We start from the raw sequence: 20,901 nt of genomic DNA, 5'->3' as shown, positions 1-20,901 counted from the left end.
GCGGCACTTTACCGTACCGCTGATCGGTCGTGCACTTCAAAAAAAGCCGACTAGGATGATTTGTTCAAATCCCTTGAAAGGATTTCAACCATGACCTTTGTGATGGCTCAATGGCTGGTGACGATTTTTGCAGTGATCGCCCTGGTGCATGTGTATTGGGCGTTGGGTGGACAATGGGCAGCGGTGGCGGCAGTGCCGCAGATTCCGGTGCGCGGTTTGGTCGCGACAGTGCGGCCAGCGTTCAAGCCGTCAGGCTGGATCACGTTGCTGGTGGCGGCCGGGTTGCTGGTGATTGCCGGGTTGGTGTGCATGCGCGTCGGCTGGGGAATGCCGGCGGTGCATGACGGCTGGCTGCAATGGGTGATCAGCGCGATTGCGCTGGTGATGTTTGCCCGGGCGATTGGCGATTCGCATCTGGTGGGGTTTTTCAAGGAAGTGAAGGATTCACGGTTTGCGCGGCTGGATACCTGGGTGTATTCGCCGTTGTGTCTGGTGTTGGGGGCGGGGTTGTTGGCGGTGGCCTGGGTCTGAGGTTTGATTGATCTGGAGATTGCTATCGCGAGCAGGCTCACTCCTACATTTGGAATGCGTTCTTCTGTAGGAGTGAGCCTGCTCGCGATAGCGCCTGTCCAGGCAACCTAAGTCTTCAGCTACCGCTCTCGGTGCGGCGGCTACTGACCTCAGCCGGCACATCATCCCCGGCCATGCGCTTGCGGAACAACGCCGCCCGCGCCAGCAGCAGGGTGGTCACCGGCACGGTAATCGCCAGCAGAATCGGGATCAGCCAGGCGTGCAGCACCGGCCCCGATTTCAAGGCCGAGAAACAAATGATCGACGCCAGCGCCACGCACCATGCGCCCAGCGTCGACGCCAGTGCCGGCGGGTGCATGCGCTGGAAGTAGTCCTTCATGCGCAGCAATCCGATCGCGCCAATCAGCGCAAACACGCCGCTGAGCACCAGCAGGATCGCCACCGGAATCTCGACCCACAGCGACAATTCAGCATTCATTCGATCACCTCGCCACGCAGCAGGAATTTCGCCAAGGCAAACGAGCCGACGAAGCCGAACAGCGCGATCAGCAGCGCCGCCTCGAAATAGGTATCACTGGAATATCGGATGCCCAAGGTCAGCATCATCAACATGGCGATGATGTACAGGTAGTCCAGGGCGAGTACCCGGTCCTGCGCTGACGGTCCCTTGAACAGGCGGATCAGGGTCAGGACCATCGCCAGCGAAAACAGGAACAGCGTCAGCAGAATCGCGTTCGACAGCAACGGGCTCATTCGAAGATCTCCATCAACGGCTGCTCGTAGGCCGTCTTGAAGTGGTGGATGAAGTGCGCCTCGTCATCCAGATCCCAGACGTGCAGCAGCAGGATGCTGCGATCCAGCGCCAGCTCAGACCACACGGTGCCGGGCACCACGGTGCAGATCATCGCCAGTGCGGCCAGGCCGTGGGCATCGCGCAGGTCCAGCGGCACTTTGACGAAGCGCGAGCGCGGTGGGCGACGCCCGGCGTTGAGCACGCCCCAGGCGACGATCAGGTTGGACATCACCACGTCACGCCCCACCAGCAGGAACAGGCGCAGGATCGTCAGCGGGCGACGGATGCGCACCTGTTTCGGGCGCAGCTTGCGCATCATCAACGGTGCGGCGAACCCCAGAATCGCGCCGAGCAGCAAGTTGCCCGGGCTGACGGAGAGGTTCAGCGTCAGCCACAAAACCCACAGCGCCAGTGACAGCAGCGGAGCCGGAAACACGCGCTTCATGGCTGCACCTCCAGCATCGCGGCCTTGGCTTCCGGGCTTGGCACGGCACGGGTGCCGAGCACGGCCATCACGTATTGCTGCGGATTATTCAGCGCGTCGGCCGTGGCCTGGGTGTAACGCAGCAGCGGCTCGGCCTTGAAGGTCAGGGCGATGCTCAGCCCCAGCAGCAGGAAGATCGGCGCGCATTCGAGTTTGCGCAGCAACGGCGAAGGCCGCTCCTCCGGCGTCCAGAAGCGCTGGACGCCCATGCGCGCAAACGCCATCAGCGAGGCCAGCCCCGACAGGATCAACAGCGCCAGCAACGCCCAGGCGGCGTTCGAGATCGGGGCCTCTGTGCCCAGCCCCAATGGATTGAGCAGGGCGCCGATCAGGCTTAGCTTGCCGATGAAGCCGGACAGTGGCGGCATGCCGATGATCAGCAGCGCGCAGGCAATAAAGCTCAGGCCAAGAAATGCCATGGTCCACGGGATGACCTGACCGACCACGGCTTTCTGCTCGTCGTCGAGGTTGATGCCCTTGGGGGGTTGCAGTGATTCCTGCGGGCGCGGCAACAGTTCGCTTTCGTCTTCCAGCGGAATTTCGTTGGCCGAACGCGAGCGCTCGATCAACTCGGCCAGCAGGAACAGCGCGCTCAGTGCCAATGTCGAGCTGACCAGGTAGAACAGCGCCGCGCCAATCAGGTTCGGCTGGGCGAAACCGACGGCGGACAGCAGAATCCCCGCCGACACCAGGATGCTCAGGCTGGCCATGCGCTCCAGACGTTGCGCGGCGAGAATCGCCAGCGCCGCGCACGCCATGGTCGCCATGCCGCCGTAGATCAGCCAGTCGCCACCGAAGAACGCCGAAGCCCCGGCCTGCCCGGAGAACAGCAGCGTCCACAAACGCAGCAGGGTGTAGACGCCGACCTTGGTCATGATCGCGAACATTGCCGCCACCGGCGCACTGGCCGAGGAGTAGGCCGGCACCAGCCAGAAGTTCAGCGGCCACATGCCGGCCTTGGCCAGGAACGCCACCGCGAGAATCCCCGCGCCGGCGTGCAGCAAGCCACGATCAGCTTCCGGCACCAGCGGAATCTTCAGCGCCAGATCGGCCATGTTCAGGGTGCCGGTGACGCCGTAGATCAGCGCCGCGCCAATCAGGAACAACGACGAGGCCAGCAGGTTGATCGAAATGTAATGCAGCCCCGACGACACCCGTGCCCGCCCCGAGCCGTGCAGCAACAGGCCATAGGAGGCGGCGAGCAGCACTTCGAAGAACACGAACAGGTTGAACAGGTCGGCGGTGAGGAACGCGCCGTAAAGGCCCATCAGCTGAATCTGGAACAGCGCGTGGAAGCTTGAACCCGCGCCGTCCCAACGGGCCATGGCGAAGAGCAGGGCGCTGACACCGATGACGCCGGTCAGCACCAGCATCAATGCCGACAGGCGATCGACCACCAGCACGATGCCGAACGGCGCCTGCCAGTTGCCCGGCAGGTACACGCCGATGGAGCCGGGCACGCCGGTGGTTTGCGTCCACTGCAGCAGCATCACCGAAATGAACAGGCCGACGAGGCTGGAGAACAGGTTGATTTTCGCCTTCAGCGGCCGGTGCTTCTCGCCGAGCATCAACATGATGGCGGCGGTCAGCAGCGGCAGCAGGATCGGTGCGGCGATCAAGTGGGTCATCGCCATCATTCCTTAGGCTCCCGGCCGTCGACGTGGTCGGTACCGGTCAGGCCCCGCGACGCCAGCAGCACCACCAGGAACAGCGCGGTCATGGCAAAACTGATGACGATGGCCGTCAGCACAAGGGCCTGCGGCAGTGGATCGGTGTAGTGCAGCAGGTCTTGGGTCACGCCGTCCTTGATCACCGGTTCTTTACCGATGAACAGGCTGCCCATGCTGAAGATGAACAGGTTGACCGCGTAGGACAGCAGGCACAGGCCCATGACCACCTGGAACGTCCGTGGCCGCAACACCAGCCAGACGCCGGACGCGGCGAGCACGCCGATGGCGATTGCGATGACTTCTTCCATCAGACGGCTCCTTTGCTGGCGACGGACTTGGGCAGCGACGCGGTCTTGTGACCACGCACCGATTGGTGAGCGAGGGCGGTCAGGATCAGCAGCGTCGAGCCGACCACCACGGCGTACACGCCGATATCGAAGAACAGCGCGCTGGCGATGTGGATATCGCCCAGCAACGGCAACTCGAAATGCCAGGTGTGGGTGGTCAGGAACGGATAACCGACCGCCATCGCGCCGAGGCCGGTCGCCGTGGCGAACAGCAGACCGGTGCCCATCCAGCGCAATGGTCGCAGGCTCATTTGCGCCTCGACCCACTGCGTCCCGGCGACCATGTATTGCAGGATGAACGCCACCGACATCACCAGCCCGGCGACAAAACCACCGCCCGGCTGGTTGTGGCCGCGCATGAACAGGTAGAACGAGACCACCAGCGCGACCGGCAGCAGCAGGCGCACCAGCACCGCCGGCACCATCATGAAACCGAGTGCGGTATCGCTGGCGGTCCGTGGGTTGACCAGATCGGTGACCACGTCCGGCGCGAGCAGACGTTGCTGGGCCGGCAGTTGCAGGCTTTCTTTCGGCGGGCGGAAGCGTCGCAGCAGCGCGAACACGGTCAGCGCCACAGCCACCAGCACGGTGATTTCACCGAGGGTGTCGAAGCCGCGGAAGTCCACCAGCATCACGTTGACCACGTTGCTGCCACCGCCCTCGGGCATGGCACGACTGAGGTAGAACGAGGAGATGTCGTTGGGTGTCTGTCGCGTCAGCATCGCGTAGGACAGCAGCGCCATGCCGGCGCCGACGGCAATCGACAGCAGCAGGTCGCGCAGACGGCGGATGCGTGCCTTGCGCAGGCTGCTTGGCAGTGGCGAGACTTCTTCGATGCGTCGCGGCAGCCAGCGCAGACCGAGCAGGATCAGCACGGTGGTGACCACTTCCACGGCCAGTTGCGTCAGCGCCAGGTCCGGTGCCGAGAACCAGACAAAGGTCACGCAGGTCATCAGGCCGCAGACGCTGACCATGGTCAGGGCGGCGAGACGGTGGTACTTGGCCTGCCACGCGGCGCCGAGGGCGCAGGCAATCGCCAGCAGCCACAGGGTGACGAACACGATGGAGCCCGGAATCTTCGGCCGGTCGCCCCAGCTAAGGCTGCTGTGCAGCATCGGGATCAGCCCGGCGAGCACCGCCGCCAGCACCATCAGGAACAATTGCATCTGCAGGCGCCGGGTGCCGAGTCGGCGTTCTACCCGGCGGGCCAGACGCATCATTACCACCAGACTGCGCTCGAACAGGCGCTTGCCGTTGAAGCGGCCCACCAGCGGCGGGTATTTGAAGCGTCCACGTTTGAGCTGGTTGCGCAGCAGCAGATAGACCACGATGCCGCCGGACATGGCGATCAGGCTCATGATCATCGGTGCGTTGAGACCGTGCCAGATCGCCAGGCTGTACTCCGGCAGCGTGCCACCCACCACCGGCAGCGCGGCGGCTGCGAGCAGCGGGCCGACCACTTGCGCCGGGAAGATCCCGACGACCAGACAGGTGAACACCAGCAGCTCCACCGGCGCACGCATCCAGCGCGGTGGCTCGTGCGGGGTGTGCGGCAGGTCGGTGGCTGTCGGGCCGAAAAACACATCAACCGTGAAGCGCAGCGAGTAGGCCACGCTGAACGTACCGGCGATGGTCGCGACAATCGGCAGCGCCGCTTCGACCCACGCGGTGGCGTTGATGAACACGGTTTCGGCAAAGAACATTTCTTTCGACAGGAAACCGTTGAGCAGCGGCACGCCGGCCATCGAGGCACTTGCCACCATCGCCAGCGTCGCGGTGAACGGTATCAGTTTGATCAGGCCACTGAGCTTGCGGATATCGCGGGTGCCGCTTTCGTGGTCGATGATGCCTGCGGCCATGAACAGCGAGGCTTTGAAGGTCGCGTGGTTGAGGATGTGGAACACTGCTGCGACCGCCGCCAGCGGGCTGTTCAGGCCTAGCAGCAGGGTGATCAGGCCCAGATGGCTGATGGTCGAGTAGGCCAGCAAACCCTTGAGGTCGTTCTGGAACATCGCGCAATACGCGCCGAGCAACAGCGTGCACGCGCCGGCGCCGCTGACGATGTAGAACCATTCTTCACTGCCGGCCAGCGACGGCCACAGACGTGCCAAGAGAAAGACCCCGGCCTTGACCATGGTCGCCGAGTGCAGATAAGCCGAAACCGGAGTCGGCGCCGCCATGGCGTGCGGGAGCCAGAAGTGGAAAGGGAACTGGGCGCTTTTACTGAGGGCGCCGATGAGAATGAGGGGAAGCAGGATGGGGTAGAGGGCATGTGCACGAATCAGATCGCCGGCGGCCAGGACCTTGTCCAGGTCATAGCTGCCGACGACATGGCCGAGGATCATGACCCCCGCCAGCAGGCACAATCCGCCGGCCCCGGTGACCATCAACGCCATGTACGCGCCACGCCGGGCATCGGCGCGATGGTGCCAGTAGCCGATCAACAGGAACGAGAAGAGGCTGGTCAGCTCCCAGAAGAACACGATCTGGATCAGATTGCCGGAGATCACCAGGCCGAGCATCGCGCCCATGAACGCCAGGAAGAAGGCGAAGAAACGCGGCACCGGGTCGTCCGGCGACATGTAGTAACGGGCATATAAAGAAACCAGGGTGCCGATGCCGAGGACCAGCAGCGAGAACAGCCAGGCGAAGCCGTCCATGCGCAGGACGAAGTTCAACCCCAGGCTGGGCAGCCACATGAATTCTTCGCGGATCACGCCGCCGTGGGCGATTTGCGGATACAACAGCGCGACCTGCACGGTGCCGATCAGAGCGACCAGACCTGCCAACAGGGATTCGGTATTACGCGCGTTGTGTGGCAGCACCGCTGCCAGACAGCTGCCAATGAATGGCAGAAGCAGTAGAACTATCAGGGACATAGGCTTCTAATCTGCGGAAGTTTGTGAAGCATCATACGTGCCAGCTCCCTGATTACCAAACCCGAGGATGTCTCAGAATCCTACAAAGTAGTCTGGAATTTTCTGTTTGGCTCTGTTTCCAAAGCGAAAAGATCGCAGCCTTCGGCAGCTCCTACATTGGAATGCATGTCCCTGTAGGAGCTGCCGAAGGCTGCGATCTTTTGATCTTCGCTTTCAATTGCCGCTGTCGTTTTCCAAGGCACCTTCAACTTCGACGTCAACCTTACCCTTGGTCTTCAGCTCGCTGACAATCACCGCCGCCACGATCAACCCGGCACCCAGCAGCGCAATCGCCGGCAAGCGCTCCCCGGCGATCCGCCCGACGATGCCGGCCCACACCGGCTCACCGGCGTAGATCAAGGTCGCACGGGTCGGCGAAACGCTTTTTTGCGCCCAGTTCATCGCCACCTGAATCGCCGCACTCGCCGCGCCCAGGCCCAGCGTCGTCACCAGCAGCGTCCAGGAAAAATCCGGAATCGCCTCGCCGGTCGGCACCACCAGCAGGAACGACAGCACTGACGTCGCCGCCAGTTGCACCACGGTCACCCGGCGTACATCGACCTGGCCGGCGTAGGTGCTGATCAGAATGATTTCGGCGGCAATCGCGATGGCGCTGATCAGCGTGGCAATCTCGCCGGGGCTGAAATTCAGCGACGCGCCGGACGGCCCGGACAGCAGCATCAAACCGGTAAACGCGAGCATGATGCCGATGCTCGGCATCAGCCCCGGTCGACGCCCCAGTACCAGCCATTGCAGCAACGGCACAAAGGGCACGTACAACGCGGTGATGAAGGCCGACTGGCTGCTCGGGATCGTCTGCAGGCCCACCGTCTGCAAGCCGTAACCCAGCATGATCGCTACACCGATGAACGCGCCGGCCTTGAGTTCGAACAGGGTCAGTGCGCGCAAGTGCCGCCAGGAGAACAGCGCGACGATGGCGGCCGCTGCGGAGAAGCGCAAACCGACGAAGAACATCGGGCCGCTGACGGTCATGGCGTGTTGCACCAGCAGGAACGTACCGCCCCAGACCATGGTGATCAGCACCAGCACGCACTCGGCCTTGCTGAAGCGGGAGAAGCGAATAGGGGAGGAGGAGTCGTTTGCTGACGTCATGACCTTGCGCACTATAAAAGGCAGGACGCACAATGCGTCCAACGTTGCGCAGTATACTGCCCAACCCCACCGAGTGAGCAATATAGTGCACAAAGATTCCAGCCAACGGGCGTCCGTCCTGCAACACGTCAGCCTGAACGTCCGGCGCCTGCGCCATGCGGCCGACATGAGCCAGACCGCGCTGGCCGAAAAGTCCGGTGTCAGTCGGCGCATGCTGGTGGCGATCGAGGCCGGGGAAAAGAATGTCAGCCTGACCACCCTCGACCGCGTTGCCGAGGCACTCGATGTGGCCTTCAGCGACCTGATCCAGGCTCCCGACGCCCGCGACCCGAGCCGCATCAACGAAGTCGCGTGGGCCGGCACCATTCCCGGCAGCAAAGCGGTGCTGCTGTCCAAGGCCACCGCCACCCGTGAGGTCGAGCAGTGGGAGTGGTGTCTGCAACCGGGCGAGGTTTACCCCTCGCAACCGGACGCCGATGGCTGGAGCGAGCAGATCTACGTATTCGAGGGCTGCCTGACCCTGATGCTCGGTGAGCAACGGCAGCAGATCGCCACCGGCGAGTTTTTCATGTTTGCCAGCAACCAGCCGCACAGCTATCGCAACGACGGCGACGTGGCGACGCGGTTTGTGCGTAACGTGGTGATTTGAATGAGTGAGTGTGCAGACATCCTGATCATCGGCGGTGGCCTCAGCGGCACCATGCTGGCCGTGCAATTGTTGCGGCGCCCCGGCCAGCGCCGGATCCTGATCATCGAGCCGCGCGCCGAACTCGGCCGCGGTGAAGCCTACAGCGCGGTCGAACTGGGCCATACGCTGAACGGCAATGCGGCGCGGATGAGTGTCGACCCGGATAACCCCGATGACCTGACCCAATGGCTGACCACGCACATTGCCGGCGGTGGCTGGCCCGAGTCTGCCGAGCAGAAGGTGCCGGTCAGTGAGCTGTTTCCGCCGCGCGGCCTGTTTGGCGTGTACGTGCAACAGCGTCTGGCGCAGGCGCGGCTCGCGGGTGCGCAGCACGGTTCGACGCTCGAGCATGTGTGTGCCGAGGTGGTCGATCTGCAAACCGCTGTCGATTCGGTACAGCTGACCTTGAACGATGGTCGGCGCTTGAGCGCTGCGTACGCGGTGCTTGCCACTGGCATGTTCCCGGCCGCGCGCACGCCGCAGAAAAACTCCAGTGGCCTGAATGCCGCCGCGCTCGATCCGTGGGATGTCGCGGCCATGCGCCAGCTCGATGCGCAATCGACGGTGCTGATCATCGGCTCGGGGCTGACCATGGTCGATGCGGTGGTTTCGCTGGAACAGGCCGGGCATCGCGGGCCGATCGAAGTGTTTTCCCGTCACGGTCTGTTGCCCCATGTGCGCCGGCAACCGCCGACGTGGGTGGATTTTCTCGCCGAAGACCCGAGCATCCGCACGCCCCGGCAATTGCTGCGTGAATTGCGCAGGCAATGCCGGGATGCCATCGCCCAGGGCATCGACTGGCAGGCACCGCTGGACACCGTGCGCGCACATATCGGACGGCTGTGGAGTCAGGCCACTGACGTGCAGCGGCGACAATTCGTACGGCATGTGCGGCCGTGGTGGGAGAGTCATCATCACCGGTCGCCGCCGCTGAGTGCCGCGTTGGTCGAGCGTCTGCACCGTGACGGGCGATTGCGGATTCAGGCAGCGTCGTTCAAGGGGCTTGAGCCTGCGTCGGGCGCTGGCGTGAGTATTCGCCTTCGACGCCGTGGTGAAGCCGACACCTGTGTGGTGCACGGGGCGGCGCTGATCAATTCCAGCGGTATCGAGTACGACTGGCGCCGCGTTGCGCGGCCACTGCCGCAGCAGTTGCTGGCGCGCGGACTGGTGCGGCCGGGGCCGCTGGCGTTGGGGATTGCGGCGGCGGTGGACGGTGCCGTGCTGGATGCCGAAGGGCAGGCCGGCAGCCGATTGTTCGCCATGGGGCCACCGCTGCGCGGGATGTGGTGGGAGAGTACGGCGGTGACGGATGTGGCGTTGCAGGCGAAGGCGTTGGCGGCGCGGCTGGTGGATTGAAAGCAGACCGACTTGCACAGATCCCTGTAGGAGTGAGCCTGCTCGCGATAGCGGTGGGTCAGTCACCTCATTGCTGAAGGGGCTGACGCTATCGCGAGCAGGCTCACTCCTACAGTTGAACGGGGCAGCTCAGTCATCTCGGCAGCGCATTCATCAACCAGCGCTGGCGGATCTGCTCCAGGCTGCCATCGGCGCGCAAGGTTTCCAGTGCCTTTTGCCAGCGCGCGACCTGCTGCGGATCGGTCTGCAGCGAGAAGGCAATGTAAGTGTCCTGATGCCGCAGCGGGATCTGATACTGCAAGCGCCCCGGTTCCATGCCCTGGGTTCGGGCCAGTGCGGCGGTGGACAGGGTGTCGGAGACCACGAAGTCGGTCCGGCCGAGGCTGAACAGGCGCATCATCTGCTCAGGCGTTTCAACGCCTTCGAGGTTCTTCAGGTTTTGCTGTTGCAGGTAGCTGTAGATCAGCCATTTGCGCGGCACGCTGATGCGACCCGCCTGATCAGCCTCCTGCAGGGAGCGTACGCGTGGTTGGTTATAGGCATGACCGTAGAGGGCCGTTTCGACTTCGATCAGCGGCCCGACCCATTGGAAGCGTTCATCGCGCTCATCGGTCCGCAGGACGGTGAACACGCCGGTATTCGGGGTTTCGCTGGCAGTGCGCAGGGCACGCAGCAACGGCACTTGTTGCAGGCTGATGCGGTCGCCGACCTGTGCGGCCAGGGCGCGCACCACATCCACGCCGTAACCCACCAGTTGATCGCCTTGCTGAAAATGCAGGGGCGGGTGGTTGTCGGTGAGCAGTTGCAGATCCGCCGCATTGGCCGCGAGGGCCAGGAGTGACAGCAGGCACGCGGCAATCCGTTTCATGAATCGTCCCTGAACAATTGATCGCGAAGCTTAGTACGGGCCGAGGGCGGCTGTCGTGAGGAATGTACGGGGCTTTTGTGTCAGAAACAAAGGCTGTTTGGCTGCGCAGGGATCCGCCATAACAATTGTGGGAGCCAGCAGGCTGGCTCCCACAGGGAGGTGCGTCAGCGGTGCGGGTTACGCCACCACGCGATAGCACGGCACGTACGCCGCGCCGCCCGGGAGTTTCATCCGGTGCTGAGCGACGAAGGCTTTGAGCAGCGCGTCGAGCGGTTGCATGATCGCCGCGTCACCGCGGATTTGGTACGGCCCGTGTTCTTCAATCAGACGGATGCCCTTGTCCTTGACGTTGCCGGCCACGATCCCGGAGAACGCGCGACGCAGGTTGGCCGCCAGTTCGTGGGGCGGCTGGTCGCGGTGCAGCTTGAGATTGGCCATGTTTTCGTGGGTCGGATCGAACGGACGCTGGAAGCTTTCGTCGATCTTCAGCAGCCAGTTGAAGTGGAACGCGTCGTTGCGCTCGCGGCGGAACTGCTTCACCGCTTTGAGGCCGGCGGTCATCTGCCGGGCGACTTCGGCCGGGTCGTCGATGATGATCTGATAGTGCTGCTTGGCCGCGTCGCCGAGGGTGGCGATGACGAATGCGTCGAGTTGCTCCAGGTACGGCGCGGCATGTTTCGGCCCGGTCAGGATCACCGGGAACGGCAGGCCTTCGTTGTCCGGGTGCATCAGGATGCCCAGCAGGTACAGGAACTCTTCGGCGGTGCCGGCGCCGCCGGGGAAGATGATGATGCCGTGGCCGACACGGACGAACGCTTCCAGACGCTTCTCGATGTCCGGCAGGATCACCAGCTCATTGACGATCGGGTTCGGCGCTTCGGCCGCGATGATGCCCGGCTCGGTCAGGCCGAGGTAGCGGCCACCGTGGATGCGTTGTTTGGCGTGGGCGATGGTCGCGCCCTTCATCGGGCCTTTCATCACGCCGGGGCCGCAACCGGTGCAGATGTCGAGGCTGCGCAGGCCCAGTTCGTGGCCGACTTTCTTGGTGTATTTGTATTCTTCGGTGTTGATCGAATGACCGCCCCAGCACACGACGATTTTCGGCTCGACGCCCGGGCGCAGGGTGCGCGCGTTGCGCAGCAGGTGGAAGACGTAGTCGCTGATGCCTTGCGACGTGCTGAGGTCGATGCGTTGGCTGTCGAGTTCGTTTTCGGTGTAGACGATGTCGCGCAGGGCGCTGAACAGCATCTCGCGGGTGCTGGCGATCATTTCACCGTCGACGAAGGCATCGGCCGGAGCGTTCAGCAGTTCCAGGCGCACGCCGCGATCCTGCTGGTGAATGCGGATTTCGAAGTCCTTGTAGGCTTCCAGAATGGTTTTCGCGTTGTCGACATGGGCGCCGGTATTGAGGATGGCCAGGGCGCACTGGCGGAAGAGGGTGTAGGTGCTGCCGGATCCGGCTTCGCTCAGTTGCTGAACTTCACGTTGAGAAAGGGTTTCCAGGCTGCCTTTCGGGCTGACCGAGGCATTGATTACGTGTCGTTGGGTCATGCAATGATCCTTAAAACGATGTCATCCCCAAACCGGCGGATGGCATCCGAATAGTGTGTATCCATGAATGAAGATGGCACGATCTGCGCTGTACCGCCATGTCCCCGTTGGACGCTGAAAAGATGAAAAGGGCCCCCAGCATAGCTAAATCGTGCACAGAGGCGATAATGCCCAGCGAGTTTTTTCCGTTGCCCTTTTTATCGCTCAAGGAAGTCATGCCCGATGTTCGAGATCCAGCCGATGGACGCAGCAACGTTTCGCCAGCAGACCCGCCGCAGCACGCTGATCATTGCCGTGCTGTTCCTGGTGCTGGCGATGGGTTTTTCCACGGCGGCGGTGGCGCTGTTCGGCGAACCCGGCGGGGATAATCTGCGCTTCAACGTCGGCGGGGTGTTCGTCGCGTTGCTGCTGACGGCGGCGCTGATGCGCGGGCAGTTCTGGCATCAGGCGTGGATGGCGCCGGCGGTCTATAGCTGGCGGCTCAAGCGCAGTCTGATGAGCGTGACCAATGTGATGCATCAGGTGACGGCGGCGGTCGAGCAAAACGATCCGACCGCGATGAAGGTGCTGCGTTTCTACCATCTGGGGCTGACCCAGATGCACGAACTTGACGGCAACTCCAGCGATCATGCGCAGTTGCATCGGGAAGTCGAGGCGCATAAAGAGCGGATGCAGGCGCTGGGTCTGGAGATCGACCAGAAACGCCTGGATCCGGCCTGGCTGACGGCGTTGAAACCGGCTGCGGGTTAAAACGGGATCCGGCTGGCGCGGCGCAGTTTCCACGCGCGGATCAGGCGACCATAGACCAGCAGGTTGATCACCAGCACAACGCTGCCCAATGCCAGCTGGATCTGCGGCGTCAGGCCGGCGGGGTAGATGATCGGCCAGATGTAGTGCTCGATGAAGCCGCCGGCGTATTCGGTCTGCCCGGCGGCGTGGCGCATCAGGTTTTCCCAGTAGGTCAGCGGACAGGTCAGGTGCAACACCTCGACCGCCACGCCCCATGCCGCCGCCGGCAAATGCAGCCACATCACACGCGGCCACTTGAGCACCAGCAGCCCGCCGAACAGCACGAACAAAATGAAGCAAAGGTGAAACAGCACCAGCCCGTCGGCTGCGATTCGGTACAGCATGTCGTCTCCCTGACGCGATTGTGAAGGGCTCCATGGTACGCCGGCAGCGGCCGCGGGGCGCTGCGATTTAATGCTGTACCGGGAATGTTGACAGCAATCTGTGGGCGCATCGTGTTCAATTTGCAGTGGGACAAACTATATTTGCTTAGTTCGCGGGGGGCGATCGGACGTGTGTTGTTCACCCGTAATACGTTGCTCAGCCTGCTATTGAGCAGGGCGATGAGCTTTTTACTGCGCGGGTGGTTGTAAGTTGCAACGGTAAAATTGTTCTACGCTTAAAGGATTCAGGTGGCTTTTATCCAGAGCGAGGTGGACATGACGACTGAGCAAGAGCGTGTGGATGAAGACGAAAATGTCGATGAACCGACCGAAGAAGAGATCGAGCGTGAAAAGCGCAAGGAGCAGACCTGGAAGCACGATGATGACAAGGAACTCACAGGGCCCGATGTGAAGTTCTAACGCCAATTTGCAAAAAAAGCCCCGCGATTGCGGGGCTTTTTCGTTGTTCAGAGGTCTTCCAGCTTCGAGAAGTCCGGGTGTGACGCCCGGTAGCCGAGGGTCCTGTCGATCCACGCATTGAGTTCGTTGACCATCACCGGTGGGTGGCCGGGATAGTTTTCGAGTGTGGTACGCAGGACGCGTTCGATGTCCGGCACTGAACGCAGGTTTCGGGTCTTGATGTAGTGGCCGATAAAACAGTCGAGTTGAAAGCGTTCTGTCATGGACAGATAGATACACTCCAGGCCGTTGGCCTGTTTGATTGCAAAATCGTCGCGCAACTTAGTTCTCTGCAAGGCTTGTTAAAGTTGTAGGGGATTCCTGGTTTCTTGACTCTTTGGTCAACTGGTATGCCAATTGGAAATGCGGCGCGCATGCTAGCTGTAGCGAATGTAAAAGTATGTATGACGGTTGAAATGTCAGACAGGCGGTTATTTCGCTCAAACGACTGTTTTCTTCCGGTTGTCTCAGCATTGAAACAGCACCTGTAAAGATCTTGCGTCATCTGAAGAAACGCGTAAGGGCAGGGGATTGTCAGGTGATTGCTTCAATCAGGTGGGCGCCTTGATTACGTGAATTGCCAACCGCCTTGTCGACCTTGTGCCAGGCGAAGGCTTCGCTGCTTTCGCCCTCGAACAGCAGCATTTGTTCAGCACGCTCAACGGGTGTTGCCGGGTCGAGCCATTCGCGCGCCAGATCGGTGCACAGCACGATCGGTCGTCGATCATGGATATCGAGCAAGCCACCGGCGCTGTCGGCGGTGATGATCACGAAACCATCGTCTTCCCGGGCCTGCGTGCCGGGTGTCGGAAACTGGCCGATGGCCGCGCAGAAAACCGGCCCGTGGTCGGCCCGTCGGATCAGCCACGGCTGTCGCCCGCCGTCCGGGGTATCGACCCATTCAAACCAGTTGTCGATCGGCACGATCAGCCGATGGCGCCAGATCGCCCGGAAAAATGGCCCGTGGGCGACTTTCTCTACGCGGGCGTTGATCGGCGCGGCGCGGTCTTTGGCCCAGTGCGGGCGCCAGCCCCAGCGCAGGTTGTCGGCACAGACCTGTTGCTCGTGCTGATGCAGGACCGCCAGTGCAGTGGTCGGCGCCGCGTTGTAGCGATCCAGCGGCGCGTCGCCGACGTGATTGATCAGCGCATCGGGAATGCTCAGCACCGCGACGAAGTCGTGAATGCCGCGGTACTGCGAGAGTCTTCCGCACATGAGCCGAATCTCCGGTTGGACGCTTTCAGCTTAGTTGGCGCTGGCCAATCAATCCTTCGCCTCCTGACCGGTGAACGTGTCGCGCCAGACCAGCCAGCGGCGTTCAACTACTGCGAGCAAACCGTCGCTGAGTTTACCCAGCAAGGCGAGCACGATGATCGCAGCCAGCACGATATCCGGCCGTGACGTTTCACGGCCGTCGCTGAGCAGATAGCCCAGCCCTTTGGTCGCGGCGATCAGCTCGGCGGCCACCAGAAACATCCACGCCAGGCTCATGCCGCTGCGCAGCCCGGTGAACAGGCCGGGCAGGGCGGCGGGCAGCAGAATCCGCCGCACCAGTTGCCAGCGGCTGAAGCCATAAATGCGTCCGACCTCCACCAGTTTGCGATCGATGTTGCGAATTGCCGCGACCACATTGACGTAGACCGGAAAGAACGCGCCGATGGCGATCAGGACGATTTTCGACGTTTCGTCGATGCCCAGCCACAGCAGCAACAACGGCACCCAGGCCAGGCTCGGAATCGAACGCAGCGCAGCGAACGTCGGCTCCAGATATGCCTCGGCCTCGCGGCTCAGACCGACCCAGGCAGCAAACACCAGGGCCAGGCTGGCGCCAATCGCAAACCCGAGCAACACGCGGATCAGGCTGGCACCCATGTGTTTCCACAGTGCGCCTTGCGCAAGGTCGGTAAGGGTCAGGGCGATTTCACTGGGTGCGGGCATTTGGTAAGACGGCAGCCAGCCGATGCGCACGATGAATTCCAGGGCGACCACGATCAGCAGCGGCAGCGCCAGACCTTTCAGGCGCCGTCGCCACGTGGGGTTGAGGGGGGAAGGGCGCGGCCTCGGCAACGTTCGAGGCGCGGGCAGTTCATTACTGCGTGTGGTCATACGCGGGCTCCGCTCACCGTGAAACCGCGTCAGGCGCGGGTTCGCGGTGAGTCTGCTGGGTTACTGGCGGGCGACGGCTTGCTGCACACCGCTGTCGAGCAACTGATCGATGACTTGATCGACATTTACCCCGCGCCGCACCAGCTCCTCGGAAACCAGAATCGGCGCCGCCGCCTTGGATGCCTGCACGTCGTTGGCGGTGAGTTGCGGGCTGCTCAGGTCGGTGCGCGACAGTTGCAGTTTGGCCACGTCCAGCGGCAGACCGGATTCCTTGGCGAGCAGGGCTGCGAACTCGTCCGGGTTCTTCAGCGCCCACTGCCGCGCTTGCTCGTAGGCTTTGATCACGGTGTCGATGGTTTGCGGATGTTCTTTGGCGTACTGCTCGGTGACGCTGACCACGCCATAGCTGTTGAACGCCGGGTTGCGATACAGCAGACGCGAACCGGCCTGCACCTGACTGGCGGCCATGTGCGGATCGAGCCCGGCCCAGGCATCGACGTCACCCTTTTCCAGCGCAGTACGACCATCCGGGTGTTGCAGGTGCACCAGCTCCACATCGTCTTTCTTCAGCCCGGCCTGTTGCAGGCTGCGCAGGGTGAACAGGTAAGGATCGGTGCCTTTGGTGGCGGCGATTTTCTTGCCCTTGAGATCGGCGATGCTCTGGTGTGGCGAGTCTTTGCGCACCACCAGGGCCGTCCATTCGGCGCGGCTGTAGACGTAGACCGATTTGATCGGGCTGCCGTTGGCGCGGCTCAGCACGGCAGCGAGGCTGGCGCTGGAGGCGAAATCGACGCCGCCGCTATTCAGATATTCCAGCGAACGGTTACTGCCCTGGCTGAGTACCCAGCTGACTTTGGTTTGCGGCAGGGCTTTTTCGAGGAAGCCGAAATGCTTGAGCACCAGACTCACCGGGGAGTAATAGGCGTAATCCAGATGCACCTCGGCGGGCGCCGCTTCGATTGCGTGGGCCAGCGGCTGCAGGCTCAGCGCCATGGCGCTGGCGACCAGCAGCGTTTTGAGACGGGAAAACGGTAAGAACGATGTCATGGGGCGCTCCGGCAAAGGCACTGTTTTTATGTCCAAAAAGATATTTTTATCAGCTGCGTCCTGCATGAATGGAATATTGCAGGCTCTGTGCCATGTGTTCGGAGGCCCGTATTTATGGGAGTTCGTCCCGTTTTGGCGCCGTTCAACTGTTGCCGGAACAACAGTGTGCCAAGGGGCTGTTGCCCCGCGAACAGTCAGCATTCAGGGTGCTGAGCTTATGCATTAATCGAATTTAAAAATGGTCCATCAAGAGCGTTATGGTCTATGCAACATCTATCGCAGGACCCGCCATGAAGCTCTCTAGATTCCTCCGCATGACACTGATTGCTGGACTGTTCACCACACCGCTTTCCTACGCTGCTGAGCCGTTGGTCCTGCACGTCGGTGATCAGAACTACTACAACATCCGCGCCTCGATCGAGGCTTCCGGGGTATTGAAAGATGCGCCGTACAGCGTCGACTGGAAACATTTCCAGGCCGCTGCGCCATTGGCCGAGGCGTTGCAGACCGGCTCGCTGGATCTGGGCTTTCTCGGGGACTCCGGTTTTCTGTTTCTCGCCGCCAAACAGGCGCCGGTGAAACTGATCGGGGTGTCGCGGCAGAACCCTGACACCATCGCGTTGCTGGTGCCGAAAGATTCACCGGTGAAAACCATCGCCGACCTGAAGGGCAAAAAGGTCGCCTATTGGCCCGGCGCCTGGAGTCAGCAACTGACCTTGCGCGCGCTGGAGCAGGGCGGTTTGCCGGAAAACTACGTCGACTTCGTCAAGTTGATGCCGATCGATGCCGCGGCGGCGCTACCCCAGGGCAGCATCGATGCCTTCCCGGTATGGGAGCCGTACATCTCGCAGCAAATCGTGTTTTCCGGGGCGCGGCCAATTCTTACGGCGAAGAACCTCATGCCCGGCCTCAGTGCCATTGCCGCGTCGGCGCCATCAATCGACAGCAAACGCGAGGCGATTGCCGATTTTCTCGGACGTTTGAAACGGGCGCGTGCCTGGGTCGACAGCCATACCGACGAATACGCTGACCTGTGGGCGAAGAAGGCCAACCTCGATCAGCAGGTGTCGCGGCACTGGTTGCGCCAGGCGCACATGAGCGTCGGACCGGTGGATCAACAGGCGGCGGCCGACCTGCAAAGCACCGCGGACTTCCTGTTCAAGGTCAAGGCATTGCCGGCGCCGCTGGCCACCGCCGGGATCATCGACACCTCGTTCCAGCACGCCCTGGCTGACTGAGCGAGCGCCGGAACCAAACCCTGTGTAACCTATCCCACCCGGGCTCGCACAGCCGGGCACAGGGATGGATCAGGGCGACGGAGTTTTGCCAGACGACAACAGGACCGCAAGGGTCAGGTGCCAGGCAAAACATGAGATACGCGTTCAACCTTCTTTGTGCAGCGGCCATCGCGCTTGGGCTGGCCGGCTGCATTGCCGCGCCCGTCGAGTTGACCGCGCAGACCGAAACCCGCCTCAAGGCCCAGGCGCCGGTGCGCTTCCTGCTGACGTTCGATGACGGTCCCAGTGCTTCGAGCTTCTGGAACCCGTCGGCGACGGTGCTCGACAGCCTCAAGGTCAACCCGGTGCAAGCGGACATCAAAGCGGTGTTCTTCGTACAGACCCGCGCCCCCCGGGCCGGCAACAGTGAGATTGGTCGCGGCATCATGCGTCGCGAACACGCCGAAGGGCACATCCTGGGTTTCCACACCGCCACCCATTGGCACACCAATCATCGTTCGCTCGACCCGCAGGAACTGGAACAGTCGTTGACCAACGGCACGGCCGATATCGCGGCGATCACCGGGGCCGCGCCGGTCTTGCTGCGTCCACCGTTCTGGAACTACGACAAGCGCACCTTCGCGGCCTATCAGCAACACGGCTTGCATGTGTTGTTGACCGATTTGAGCGCCAACGACGGCAAGATCTGGGGCTTCAACGCCAGCCCGAGGCGTCGGGCGAACATGCTGCGTCAGCTATCGGAAGTCCGCGAGCGGATTGCTCTCGGCGAATTTCCCACCGTGGACGGGGTGATTCCGGTGGTGGTGACCTTTCACGACCTCAACCGCTACACCGCGCGGCACACCCGCGAATACCTGCAAATCCTCCTCGACAGTGCCGCCGCCACGGGCGTGCGACTGGCGGACAAGCCGTTTTACGACGACCACGCGGCGCTGCAGAAAGCGGCGTTGGCGCGCACGGTTCAGCAGAGTTCGGAGGCAGTGCAATTGCCGGGAATCTGGAACTGGATTTGGGACCATGACGCCCACTGAGGCAGCGTCAAATATGTGATCGGGTTGGCAGTTGCCAGGGCGGCAGGTTGTCGAGCGCTCATCTATGCTCAACCGGTCGACCGACTCATCGCCTGCGAGGCGTGCGCCCCATGCTAGCCATTGACGACATTTGCCGGATAGTCGAATCCGGCTTTCCGTTGCTTAAATGCGAATGCACAAAGTCGGAGCAGGGACTGTTGCGGATCAAGGTGTACGAGCCTGACTCCGGGCGAGTCGAGTTGTTGCTCAATGGCGTGTCGCCGGAACACCTGAAGACGATCCGCGACGTTTCCAATTTCGTTGGCGAGTTGCGCACGGAAATGCGCGCCGGGCGCCGGGCATTCGCCGGTTGAAACCCTACAAGCGTCGCTGAAACGCCTGCACGATGCGCAGCGTCGCGTCGCTGGTGGGCAGATTCTGCACCGCGTCCAGCGGATGCCAGATGCATTCGGTGATTTCGTTTTGCGGGCGCAATTGCTCAAAGTCCAGCACCGAGGCCTCGTAGACATGATGCTGGGTGCTGCCGCTGTGTAACTCCATCAGGTACAGCATTTGCTCGGCATCGAGCGCGGTTTCTTCCTGCAACTCGCGGGTTGCCGCCCCGGCTTTGCTTTCACCGGGCTCGACTTTGCCGCCGGGCAATGTCCAGCGGCATCGGGGTTTGCGCACCAGGAGAATGTGTCGATCCTGTTCGCAAATGACGGTGGCGCGTATTTTCATCTGTTACCTGTTTGCCACTTGTCACAAAAGTGAAATAAATCTGCAATATCCGAGCCGCTTCGCGGATTGAAGGTTCCGTCGAAGTTTGGAGCATCGGGTCGAACGAAAAGTGCCAGCGCTTGGGCGCCTGGCGGTCGCGACACCCGGTCGGCACATTGCTGGCAGCAGGGTGTAAGGTAAAACGGTAGGGCTGAATCAATCGTTGGCAAAAAAGGAGGTGCCCATGAGCATTCCTGTATTGAACAAGATGCACATCAACGGCTACGACGTACTCAGCGTAAACAATGGGCCCATGGCGGGTTTGTACCCAGGGCGACCGGCTTGCTTCATTTGGTAGCAGAGAAGAGGCGCTGGCGTACGCCGCCGCGTTGCCGGGTTACAAACAACGCTCGGCGCGGGCGCAAAGTCACACCGAGCGTTGAAACCCATCTAACGAAAGAGCCCCGGTCGATGCCGGGGCTTTTTGTGAGCGGAGGGGAAGTCAGTGAATTTTAATTCGGCTGATGGAGCGCGTCTTCACTTCCCTGGCGTACAACTGCAACCGTTCTTCATCACTTTGCAGGACCTCGCAAGACCTCAGCACCGCCTGGGCATCTGCTTCGTTGCCGCTCTTGCGCAGTTGTTCGGCAATGCGCTTGAGGTCGACCGCCGACCAGCGCAGATCCGATGCAACGGCCTGCAGGTCGCGCTGAAGTTCGTGTTCGTATGGATTGAGCCGCATGATCACCTCCGGAACCTTCTCGGTAGAACAGAGTAGTCGCATTTTTCGCCGGCGACGTACAGCTCGTCTGCCACTGGGCTGATCGGAT

General features: G+C 62.0%; 24 protein-coding genes and 2 pseudogenes. 10 read left to right on the top strand and 16 right to left on the bottom strand.

The features are described 5' to 3' along the window. Positions 1–90 precede the first annotated feature (90 nt). Positions 91–531, top strand: a complete 441-nt coding sequence (locus J5M57_RS00800; protein WP_064587972.1) for a DUF3995 domain-containing protein — start codon at positions 91–93, stop codon at positions 529–531. A gap of 115 nt (positions 532–646) precedes the next feature. Here the strand turns inward: J5M57_RS00800 and J5M57_RS00795 are convergent, their stop codons facing one another. The 7 genes from J5M57_RS00795 to J5M57_RS00765 form a co-directional block, all read right to left on the bottom strand. Continuing rightward, positions 647–1,009 (bottom strand): Na+/H+ antiporter subunit G, encoded by a 363-nt coding sequence (locus J5M57_RS00795; RefSeq protein WP_064587971.1) that lies wholly within the window; start codon positions 1,007–1,009, stop codon positions 647–649. Further along, entirely contained in the window at positions 1,006–1,284 is a 279-nt protein-coding gene (locus J5M57_RS00790; protein ID WP_007966917.1) for a K+/H+ antiporter subunit F, read from the bottom strand. Before J5M57_RS00790 ends, J5M57_RS00795 begins: the two co-directional genes overlap by 4 nt. Further along, positions 1,281–1,769, bottom strand: a complete 489-nt coding sequence (locus J5M57_RS00785) for a Na+/H+ antiporter subunit E (RefSeq protein WP_064587970.1) — start codon at positions 1,767–1,769, stop codon at positions 1,281–1,283. The genes J5M57_RS00790 and J5M57_RS00785 overlap by 4 nt, the downstream gene beginning before the upstream one ends. Then, positions 1,766–3,445, bottom strand: coding sequence for a monovalent cation/H+ antiporter subunit D (locus J5M57_RS00780; protein ID WP_064587969.1), 1,680 nt, complete (start codon positions 3,443–3,445; stop codon positions 1,766–1,768). Before J5M57_RS00780 ends, J5M57_RS00785 begins: the two co-directional genes overlap by 4 nt. Further along, on the bottom strand, positions 3,442–3,786 hold the full coding sequence (locus J5M57_RS00775; RefSeq protein ID WP_003225953.1) for a Na+/H+ antiporter subunit C: 345 nt from the start codon (positions 3,784–3,786) through the stop codon (positions 3,442–3,444). Before J5M57_RS00775 ends, J5M57_RS00780 begins: the two co-directional genes overlap by 4 nt. Then, positions 3,786–6,704 carry a monovalent cation/H+ antiporter subunit A gene (locus J5M57_RS00770; protein WP_207849803.1) on the bottom strand — a complete coding sequence of 973 codons (2,919 nt, stop codon included), beginning with the start codon at positions 6,702–6,704 and terminating at the stop codon, positions 3,786–3,788. The genes J5M57_RS00775 and J5M57_RS00770 overlap by 1 nt, the downstream gene beginning before the upstream one ends. A gap of 213 nt (positions 6,705–6,917) precedes the next feature. Continuing rightward, positions 6,918–7,856: a DMT family transporter gene (locus J5M57_RS00765; protein WP_207849802.1), complete on the bottom strand. Its 939-nt coding sequence runs from the start codon at positions 7,854–7,856 to the stop codon at positions 6,918–6,920. An 85-nt stretch (positions 7,857–7,941) separates the two neighbouring features. On the opposite strand from J5M57_RS00765, the gene J5M57_RS00760 reads away from it, so the two are divergent. Further along, a complete protein-coding gene (locus J5M57_RS00760; protein ID WP_064587966.1) occupies positions 7,942–8,505 on the top strand; it encodes an XRE family transcriptional regulator in 564 nt (187 codons plus the stop codon). Then, complete coding sequence (locus J5M57_RS00755; RefSeq protein WP_207849801.1) at positions 8,506–9,900, top strand: FAD/NAD(P)-binding protein; 1,395 nt, start codon at positions 8,506–8,508, stop codon at positions 9,898–9,900. A gap of 133 nt (positions 9,901–10,033) precedes the next feature. Here the strand turns inward: J5M57_RS00755 and J5M57_RS00750 are convergent, their stop codons facing one another. Together J5M57_RS00750 and ppnN are read right to left on the bottom strand one after the other, a co-directional pair. Continuing rightward, a complete protein-coding gene (locus tag J5M57_RS00750) occupies positions 10,034–10,768 on the bottom strand; it encodes a transporter substrate-binding domain-containing protein (protein ID WP_169841379.1) in 735 nt (244 codons plus the stop codon). A gap of 177 nt (positions 10,769–10,945) precedes the next feature. Further along, a complete protein-coding gene (gene ppnN, locus J5M57_RS00745; RefSeq protein WP_064587963.1) occupies positions 10,946–12,319 on the bottom strand; it encodes a nucleotide 5'-monophosphate nucleosidase PpnN in 1,374 nt (457 codons plus the stop codon). 222 nt (positions 12,320–12,541) lie between these two features. On the opposite strand from ppnN, the gene J5M57_RS00740 reads away from it, so the two are divergent. Continuing rightward, entirely contained in the window at positions 12,542–13,069 is a 528-nt protein-coding gene (locus J5M57_RS00740) for a DUF3087 domain-containing protein (RefSeq protein ID WP_083368794.1), read from the top strand. On the opposite strand, the gene J5M57_RS00735 is transcribed toward J5M57_RS00740, so the two are convergent. Beyond that, positions 13,066–13,452 carry a DUF2784 domain-containing protein gene (locus J5M57_RS00735; RefSeq protein ID WP_207849800.1) on the bottom strand — a complete coding sequence of 129 codons (387 nt, stop codon included), beginning with the start codon at positions 13,450–13,452 and terminating at the stop codon, positions 13,066–13,068. The genes J5M57_RS00740 and J5M57_RS00735 overlap by 4 nt on opposite strands. Before the next feature lie 60 nt (positions 13,453–13,512). Between J5M57_RS00735 and J5M57_RS00730 the strand changes: the two are divergent. After that, positions 13,513–13,701 (top strand): annotated as a pseudogene (locus J5M57_RS00730) (AzlD domain-containing protein); the annotation flags it as partial. A 66-nt stretch (positions 13,702–13,767) separates the two neighbouring features. Then, positions 13,768–13,911: a hypothetical protein gene (locus J5M57_RS00725; protein WP_207849799.1), complete on the top strand. Its 144-nt coding sequence runs from the start codon at positions 13,768–13,770 to the stop codon at positions 13,909–13,911. A gap of 47 nt (positions 13,912–13,958) precedes the next feature. Here the strand turns inward: J5M57_RS00725 and J5M57_RS00720 are convergent, their stop codons facing one another. The 4 genes from J5M57_RS00720 to J5M57_RS00705 form a co-directional block, all read right to left on the bottom strand. Next, positions 13,959–14,231: a hypothetical protein gene (locus tag J5M57_RS00720; protein WP_064587960.1), complete on the bottom strand. Its 273-nt coding sequence runs from the start codon at positions 14,229–14,231 to the stop codon at positions 13,959–13,961. A gap of 253 nt (positions 14,232–14,484) precedes the next feature. Continuing rightward, positions 14,485–15,165, bottom strand: a complete 681-nt coding sequence (locus J5M57_RS00715) for an SOS response-associated peptidase family protein (protein ID WP_207849798.1) — start codon at positions 15,163–15,165, stop codon at positions 14,485–14,487. A 48-nt stretch (positions 15,166–15,213) separates the two neighbouring features. Next, the gene (locus tag J5M57_RS00710; protein ID WP_083368798.1) at positions 15,214–16,056 is read right to left on the bottom strand and encodes an ABC transporter permease; all 843 of its coding nucleotides are present in this window, start codon (positions 16,054–16,056) and stop codon (positions 15,214–15,216) included. A 60-nt stretch (positions 16,057–16,116) separates the two neighbouring features. Next, complete coding sequence (locus tag J5M57_RS00705; protein WP_207849797.1) at positions 16,117–17,103, bottom strand: aliphatic sulfonate ABC transporter substrate-binding protein; 987 nt, start codon at positions 17,101–17,103, stop codon at positions 16,117–16,119. Between the two features lie 290 nt (positions 17,104–17,393). Between J5M57_RS00705 and J5M57_RS00700 the strand changes: the two genes are divergently transcribed. The 3 genes from J5M57_RS00700 to J5M57_RS00690 all read left to right on the top strand — a co-directional run bounded on the left by J5M57_RS00700 (position 17,394) and on the right by J5M57_RS00690 (position 19,725). Further along, positions 17,394–18,341: an ABC transporter substrate-binding protein gene (locus J5M57_RS00700; protein WP_083368800.1), complete on the top strand. Its 948-nt coding sequence runs from the start codon at positions 17,394–17,396 to the stop codon at positions 18,339–18,341. A gap of 131 nt (positions 18,342–18,472) precedes the next feature. Continuing rightward, positions 18,473–19,372: a polysaccharide deacetylase family protein gene (locus tag J5M57_RS00695; RefSeq protein ID WP_207849796.1), complete on the top strand. Its 900-nt coding sequence runs from the start codon at positions 18,473–18,475 to the stop codon at positions 19,370–19,372. Positions 19,373–19,482: 110 nt separating this feature from the next. Then, positions 19,483–19,725 (top strand): DUF1652 domain-containing protein, encoded by a 243-nt coding sequence (locus tag J5M57_RS00690; protein WP_207849795.1) that lies wholly within the window; start codon positions 19,483–19,485, stop codon positions 19,723–19,725. Between the two features lie 4 nt (positions 19,726–19,729). On the opposite strand, the gene J5M57_RS00685 is transcribed toward J5M57_RS00690, so the two are convergent. Next, positions 19,730–20,092 carry an NUDIX hydrolase gene (locus tag J5M57_RS00685; protein WP_083368802.1) on the bottom strand — a complete coding sequence of 121 codons (363 nt, stop codon included), beginning with the start codon at positions 20,090–20,092 and terminating at the stop codon, positions 19,730–19,732. Between the two features lie 223 nt (positions 20,093–20,315). Between J5M57_RS00685 and J5M57_RS28875 the strand changes: the two are divergent. Continuing rightward, positions 20,316–20,514, top strand: a pseudogene (locus J5M57_RS28875) (DUF2188 domain-containing protein). Between the two features lie 59 nt (positions 20,515–20,573). Here J5M57_RS28875 and J5M57_RS00680 read toward each other — a convergent pair. After that, complete coding sequence (locus J5M57_RS00680; protein ID WP_083368803.1) at positions 20,574–20,813, bottom strand: hypothetical protein; 240 nt, start codon at positions 20,811–20,813, stop codon at positions 20,574–20,576. Positions 20,814–20,901 lie beyond the last annotated feature (88 nt).

This window comes from Pseudomonas sp. 86_A, from assembly GCF_017491705.1.
Lineage (GTDB): Bacteria > Pseudomonadota > Gammaproteobacteria > Pseudomonadales > Pseudomonadaceae > Aquipseudomonas > Aquipseudomonas koreensis.
Note: the sequence above shows the minus strand (reverse complement) of the source record. Positions and strands in the feature narration are given on the sequence as shown.